General features: G+C 66.6%; 7 protein-coding genes. 3 read left to right on the top strand and 4 right to left on the bottom strand.

Annotated elements, in window-relative coordinates; translation table 11 throughout:
* Positions 1 to 176: 176 nt before the first annotated feature.
* A complete protein-coding gene (locus DSP71_RS04660) occupies positions 177 to 680 on the bottom strand; it encodes a DUF3145 domain-containing protein (protein WP_046749126.1) in 504 nt (167 codons plus the stop codon).
* A gap of 192 nt (positions 681 to 872) precedes the next feature.
* Complete coding sequence (locus DSP71_RS04665) at positions 873 to 1,646, bottom strand: hypothetical protein (RefSeq protein ID WP_021200730.1); 774 nt, start codon at positions 1,644 to 1,646, stop codon at positions 873 to 875.
* 176 nt (positions 1,647 to 1,822) lie between these two features.
* Between DSP71_RS04665 and DSP71_RS04670 the strand changes: the two genes are divergently transcribed.
* Genes DSP71_RS04670 through DSP71_RS04680 form a run of 3 tightly spaced genes read left to right on the top strand, consistent with a single transcriptional unit; the run spans position 1,823 to position 5,416 of the window.
* On the top strand, positions 1,823 to 3,826 hold the full coding sequence (locus DSP71_RS04670; protein ID WP_113680472.1) for a DUF262 domain-containing protein: 2,004 nt from the start codon (positions 1,823 to 1,825) through the stop codon (positions 3,824 to 3,826).
* Between the two features lie 2 nt (positions 3,827 to 3,828).
* On the top strand, positions 3,829 to 5,076 hold the full coding sequence (locus DSP71_RS04675) for an alpha/beta fold hydrolase (RefSeq protein WP_058631867.1): 1,248 nt from the start codon (positions 3,829 to 3,831) through the stop codon (positions 5,074 to 5,076).
* A gap of 55 nt (positions 5,077 to 5,131) precedes the next feature.
* A complete protein-coding gene (locus DSP71_RS04680) occupies positions 5,132 to 5,416 on the top strand; it encodes a hypothetical protein (protein WP_231728728.1) in 285 nt (94 codons plus the stop codon).
* Positions 5,417 to 5,484: 68 nt separating this feature from the next.
* Here DSP71_RS04680 and DSP71_RS04685 read toward each other — a convergent pair whose 3' ends face one another.
* Together DSP71_RS04685 and DSP71_RS04690 are read right to left on the bottom strand one after the other, a co-directional pair.
* Positions 5,485 to 5,742, bottom strand: a complete 258-nt coding sequence (locus DSP71_RS04685; protein WP_021200734.1) for a type B 50S ribosomal protein L31 — start codon at positions 5,740 to 5,742, stop codon at positions 5,485 to 5,487.
* 91 nt (positions 5,743 to 5,833) lie between these two features.
* Positions 5,834 to 6,533: ABC transporter ATP-binding protein (locus DSP71_RS04690; RefSeq protein ID WP_113680474.1), on the bottom strand; the 700-nt coding region annotated here is incomplete at its 5' end.

Consider the following 6,533-nt stretch of genomic DNA (forward strand, 5'->3'; position numbering starts at 1 on the left):
CCGCGTCCGGTGCGTTGCAGCACGCGGCCGTCATCTGACACGGACGACGAGGACCCCGCCTCGTTTCCGGGGCGGGGTCCTCGTCGTGCGGAGCGGGGATACGTCTTCTCAGCGTCCGGGATCACTCACCGGCATCCGATACTCACGCCTCCCCCGTTCCGGTCTGTGGCGCCGGGCTAGCCGACCTTATGGAGCCAGACGACTCTGGCGTCGTCGCTGGCATGACGGAAGGGCTCCAGTTCCTCATCCCACGCCGACCCCAGGGCGATGTCGAGTTCGCGCTGCAACTCGACGGCACTCCCTGCCGCGATCTCCATCGCGTAGCGGATGCGGTCCTCGCCGACCACGATGTTGCCGGCTGCGTCGGTCTGGGCATAGTGGATACCGAGGTCGGGCGTATGCAGCCACCGGCCGCCGTCGCTGCGCGGCGTGGGGTCCTCGGTCACCTCGAAGCGGAGGTGCTCCCACCCACGGATGGAGGTCGCGAGAGCCGCGCCGGTACCGACGGGGCCGTCCCAGTAGAACTCCGCCCGTCGGGCACCCTCGAGCACGGGCTGCTCGGTCCAGTCGAAGTTCACCGCACGCCCGATAGCGCGACCCACCGCCCATTCGAGGTGCGGGCAGAGCGCGCGAGGCGCAGAGTGGATGAACACCACTCCGCGTGCGTAAGCCGTCGCCATGATCTCTCCGTTTCATCAGGTGCGTCTTCCCCAACGACCTGAACCACGAAGTGGCGAGAATATGCGGTTGTGCGCCCATTCTCGCCGAGATCCCCGCAAATCACAAGCATGTGGTTCCACGACGAGGGCCCCGGTCCGTAGACCGGGGCCCTCGGGCGCTTCGACGGGCTCAGCGACCCACCGTGGAGATGCTCACGCCTCGCTCATGGCCTGCTTGACCTGCTGGCCCTTCGCGGCGTAATAGGCCGCGCGAGCAGCATCCTTGCGGGCCTGCTCGGCATACCCGAACTCGAGCGTCTCCTGGTCGACCTCGTAGTTGGGCACGTCGTCGGTGCCGTGGTACTTCTCGATGTAGGCGTCGAGCTCGGGGCCCGAGGTCCACGACGTGATGAGGCAGTAGCGGGGCTCGGTGCCGTTGTGGGTGGCCGCGTGCCACAGGCGCTGCGTGTCCACGATGAGCTGAGCGCCGGCCGGGAGGGCGATACGGTACTCGATGCTCGGGTCGGTGCGGTTCTCACGCAGGACGAAGTAGCTGTCCTTGTCGTCCGTGAGGTTGAAGAAGCCACGGACGACCCAGCCGGTGCCATCCGGGTTGAGGCGGTTGTTGTCGTCCTGGTGGAGGTTGTAGAGGCAGTCACCGTAGGGCGTCGGCTGCAGCTCGATGACGCGGCACCGACCAACGTTCGCACCCGGCTCCTGAGCGCGCCGCGTCAGGTTCGGGGCCTTCTCGGTCTGGGAGTCGATCCAGACGCCGTCCTTGTCGGTGCGCGGCGGCTTGTGGTTCCAGAACCCGTTGCACTCGATGTCGCCGAAGGCACTGGCGAGAGGTGCGAAGCGGGTGTCGCCCGACGACTTCCAGTCGTTGTACTCGATGTCGAGCCACTCCTTGGGGTCGAGCTCCTGGTTGTAGCTGTCGAGGACGACGAATCCCTTTTCCTCGAGCGCAGCGGACTTGATGTATCCCATGATCGAGTCATGTTCCTTTCATCGGGGGCCAGCACGTTTTAACAGGCCCTGATAAGGCAAGCCTAACAGCGTCCCCCGCGAGCCCCTCGGAGGTCGACCGTGCATAACCGAATAGACTGATCGGGGCGCCCGGCCAGGCCTCGGCACCCGTCGCAACGGGAGGACGAGACACCAGCATGAGCACCGCGACCAACGTCGAGGCGACAGCAGTCAACACGATCGAGTGGCTCGCGGCGGGCGGCACCACCATCGTGGTCCCCGTGTATCAGCGGCAGTACCGATGGGACATCGGCGGCTGCGAGCGGCTGCTCTCCGACATCCGCGCCGTGGCAGGCGAAGACGACGCCCACCGTCACTTCATCGGTTCGATCCTCTCCGCGCAGGACAACGTCTCCTCCGATGCCGACCTCATCCTCATCGACGGCCAGCAGCGCATCACCACGCTGATGCTGCTCGTCGCTGCGCTGCATCACTCCATCCGCGACACCGACCCCTCACTGGCGGCCGATCTCGAACGCGTGCTCGTCCGCTCCGACTCCCCCGGTCGCACGAAGCTGCGCCCGCACGACGCCTGGGCTGACCTGTACGAATCGGTCGTGTTGGATCGACGCGGCGATGCCGATCGCGAGTCCCGCTTCGACGACAACTACGCCTTCTTCCGCAGTCAGATCCATGTCGACGAGGTACCCACCATCTGGCGAGGGCTGCAGAAGCTCGAGCATGTGTCGATCACCCTCGGCGCTCGCGCCAACGCCCAGCAGATCTTCGAGAGCCTGAACTCGACAGGCGAACCGCTGCGTGACCACGAGCTCATCCACAACTACATCCTCATGGGACTCAGTCACGCCGAGCAGATCGACGTCGAGACACGATTCTGGCTGCCGATCGAACGGCACACCGGTGAGGCGGTCGGCGCCTTCTGGCGGCACTACCTCGTGTTCGTCACCGGCCGCGAGGTCGCCGCGAACGGGGAGCACGGGGTCTACAGCGCCTTCCGGCAGTCGTTCCCCCGCGTCGACGTCGCCCACCTGCAGGCCCACGCGGCGCAGTGGCGACACTACGCGGAGATCTACGGCATCCTGCTCGACCCGTCGCAGGAGCAGGACCCCGGGATCGCGCAGCAGCTGCGTCACGTCAACACCTTCGGTCGTTCCTCGTACCCTCTCGTGATGAGCGCGTACAGCGACCACGTCCGCGGGGTCATCGACCGCGACGAGTTCATCGAGACCCTGGAGTGGTTGCAAGCCCTGTACCTGCGCCGTGCGCTGGTGAACCTGCCGGCCGAACGACTCGTCGCGAGACTGTGCCGGGCCCGCCGTGACGGCAGGGATGCGCTCGCGCGGGCGTTCGCTCGCATCACCCCGTCGGACGAGCGGGTGAGCGCGGTGCTGAAGTACAGCGAACTCCCCCACCCTGCCTACGTGCTCGGACGGTTGGAAGGCGTGGAAGACCTCGACGCCTACGACATCGAGCACATCGTCCCGACCGTGCCGGGCGACGCGTGGTCCGGCGACGGTACGCGCCAGTGGAGCGAGTACTCCGAGGACGAGCAGAACAGCCATCGCGCGCTCGCCCCGACCCTCGGCAACCTCACCCTGCTCGAGGAGCACCTCGCTGAGCGCGTGTTCGGCGCCTCGTTCCCTGTCAAGCGCTCGGACGCGTACGCACGCAGCGCGGTGCCGGCGACGCGAGAGCTGGCCGACGTCGACTCGTGGAACACCGCAGCGATCACACGCCGCACCGTCGCGCTCACCTCCGACCTGATCCGCATCTGGGCGCGACCCGCCCTCCCCGAGATCGACGACGACGGACTGACCCCGATCCTGGATGCCGTGCGCCGCCGCGGGTGGCCGACCGGATGGGAGCGGGAGTTCGACTACGTCGAGTATCGAGGCGAGCGCTGGGAGGTGCCGGACGTGAAGTACCTCTTCAACCGGGTCTTCCGCCGCGCCTGGACCGACACGAGAGACGCAGCCCTCGCCTACTGTGCCGCACACGGAGGGCCCATCTATCAGGACACGGCCTGGAAGGGTCAGTGGGATGAGCTCGGCGAGGGGCACTTCCTCTACATGGGCTGGGATTCCAACTACATGATGACCGCTGTGCAGGGTGTGCTCGAGGAGTCGGGCATCGCCTCGGAGGTCTTCGTCAAGTACTCCTACATCGGGAATGTGATGTGAACATGAGCACCATCGTGCGCAAGCTGCAGGACCTCACCGTCGAAGAGCACACTCTCACCGTCCCGCTGGTATGGGGCGACCCCCTGGACCATCGAACCATCGACGTCTTCGCGCGCGTGGTCGCTCGCGAGGGCGGTGAGGCCCTTCCCTACCTGGTGTTCCTGCAGGGCGGACCCGGCCACGAAGCGCCGCGCCCCTTCCACTCCTCGACGTCGCCTGCCTGGCTCGACGAAGCGCTCGCCCACTACCGTCTGGTGCTTCTCGACCAGAGAGGCACCGGACGTTCGACCCCGGTCGGCGATCTCGACCTCGAACGCGGTTCGGCAGCGGTCGCCGAGCATCTGATCCATCTGCGGGCCGACGCGATCGTGCGCGACTGCGAGGCTCTGCGCGAGCACCTGGGAGCCACCACCTGGAGCGTGCTCGGACAGTCCTTCGGTGGCTTCACGACCCTCGCGTATCTCTCCACCGATGCCGGATCCCTCGACGACGTCTTCATCACCGGCGGGCTCAGCGCGGTGGGGCGTCACCCCGACGATGTCTACGCTCTCTGCTACGACAAGATGCGGGATGCCTCCGAACGCTACTACCGCCGTTTCCCCGAGCACCGCGACGCGATGCGAAGGCTCGTCGATCTCGCGGACGCGGGCGACATCGTCCTCCCCGACGGAGAGGTCGTCTCACGCTCGCGCCTGCGGTCGATGGGATCCGCACTCGGCACCGATGACGGATGGCAGACCGTCTGGTCGCTCCTGGAGCGCGATCCCGCCTCCAACGCCTTCCGATACGACCTGATGCACGCGATGCCCTATGACGGCCGCAACCCGCTGTACTTCACCTTCCACGAGTCGAGCTACGCCGACGGTCACGCCACTCGGTGGTCGGCCGAGCGCACCGAGCCCACGGACTTCCGCGACGACCCGACGCTGTTCACGGGCGAGCACATCCGCCGTGAGTGGACCGAGTCGGTGCCGGCCTTCCAGCCGTGGCGTGATGTCGCCCTCGAGCTCGCAGAATTCGAGTGGCCGCAGATCTATGACGCCTCAGCGATCGTCGCATCGGGGGCCACCGGCGCGGCCGCGGTCTACGTCAACGATGTCTACGTGCCGTACGAGTTCTCGATCGAGACGGCGAAGCTCCTGCCCGGGGTACAGCTCTGGCAGACGAGCGAGCATGAGCACAACGGCCTGCGTTCCGGCCCCGTGCTCTCCCGCCTGATCGACCTCGCCCACGGCCGACGCATCCGCTGACGGCATCCGCCGAGAGGAGGATGTCCTTTCTCGCCGACCTGCCTATCCTGTAGTCGTGAAGGATGCGATGGCGTGGACGACGGTGGTCTTCATCCTCGCCGTGGGTCCTGCCCTGCTGATCTTCGGAATGATGCACACGTTCTCGCGCAAGCCGGTGGAGAAGAAGTACGAGCGTGTCGCGAACGGCGGCCTCGTCGGCGTGTTCGACAGCGTTTGGTCTCCCACCGCGCACGAGGCGGCACAGGAGCGCGATCGCCAGACACAGCGCACAGCCCCCGCGCCCTCTCCGGGCGATCCTCCGAGCTCTATCGACGACGGCCTTATCGTCATCGACATCTGAGCACGAGCATCTGAGTACGAAGAAGGCCCCACGCTCCGAGGAGCATGGGGCCTTCCGTGCGGCAGTCGTTACTTGGACGAGCCGCCGAAGCCCTTGAAGCGCTGGTTGAACTTCTCGACGCGGCCGGCCGAGTCCATGATGCGCTGCTTTCCCGTGTAGAACGGGTGCGAAGCCGAGGAGATCTCGACGTCGATGACGGGGTACTCCACGCCGTCGAGCTCGATGGTCTTGTCGCTCGAGACGGTCGAACGGGTGAGGAACGTCTCGCCCGAACCCAGGTCGCGGAACACGACAGCCTTGTACTCGGGGTGAATGTCAGTCTTCATGGGATTCCTTAGTTGCTGCCCTGGATTGTGCCAGGGACGAGGGAAGTCTGCGGTGCAGAGAGCACCAAGGATCGATTCTATCAGACCCTGATCAGGACGCTGCGCGCGCGGCGTAGCGTCCGTCTTCGCTGCTGAGCACGATCGGCATCCCGAACGTGTCGGTGAGCGCCTCGGCAGTGAGGGTGTCCGCGATGGGACCGGCCGCGACGACAGCGCCGTCGCGGATCAGCATCACGTGGGTGAACCCGACCGGGATCTCCTCGACGTGGTGCGTCACCATCAGCATGGCCGGCGTGGTCGGAGACGACGCGTACCCGCTGAGGAGCGCGAGGAGCTCCTCACGGGAGCCGAGGTCGAGGGAAGCCGTCGGCTCGTCGAGCAGCAGGAGCTCGGGGTCGGTCATCACGGCACGCGCGATCTGGACCCGCTTCTGCTCGCCGTCGCTGAGCGTACCGAACGTCCGGTCGGCGAGGTGGTCGAGACGCCAGTCACCGAGGACGCGGAGCGCGCGACGCTCGTCGATGTCCTCGTAGTTCTCGTTCCAGCGACCGAGCACGGAGTATGCGGCGGTGAGCACGGTGTTGAGCACGGTCTCGTCTCGCGGCACGCGCTTGGCCATCGCCGACGACGCGAAGCCGATGCGCGGCCGCACCTCGAACACGTCGGTCCTGCCGAGGGTCTCCCCCAGCACGGTCACCGTTCCGGCCGTCGGATGCATGAGCGTGTCGGCCAGCTGGAGCAGGGTCGTCTTGCCCGCACCGTTCGGGCCCAGGATCACCCATCGCTGGTCG

Source organism: Microbacterium sp. H6 (assembly GCF_003314775.1).
GTDB lineage: Bacteria > Actinomycetota > Actinomycetes > Actinomycetales > Microbacteriaceae > Microbacterium > Microbacterium oxydans.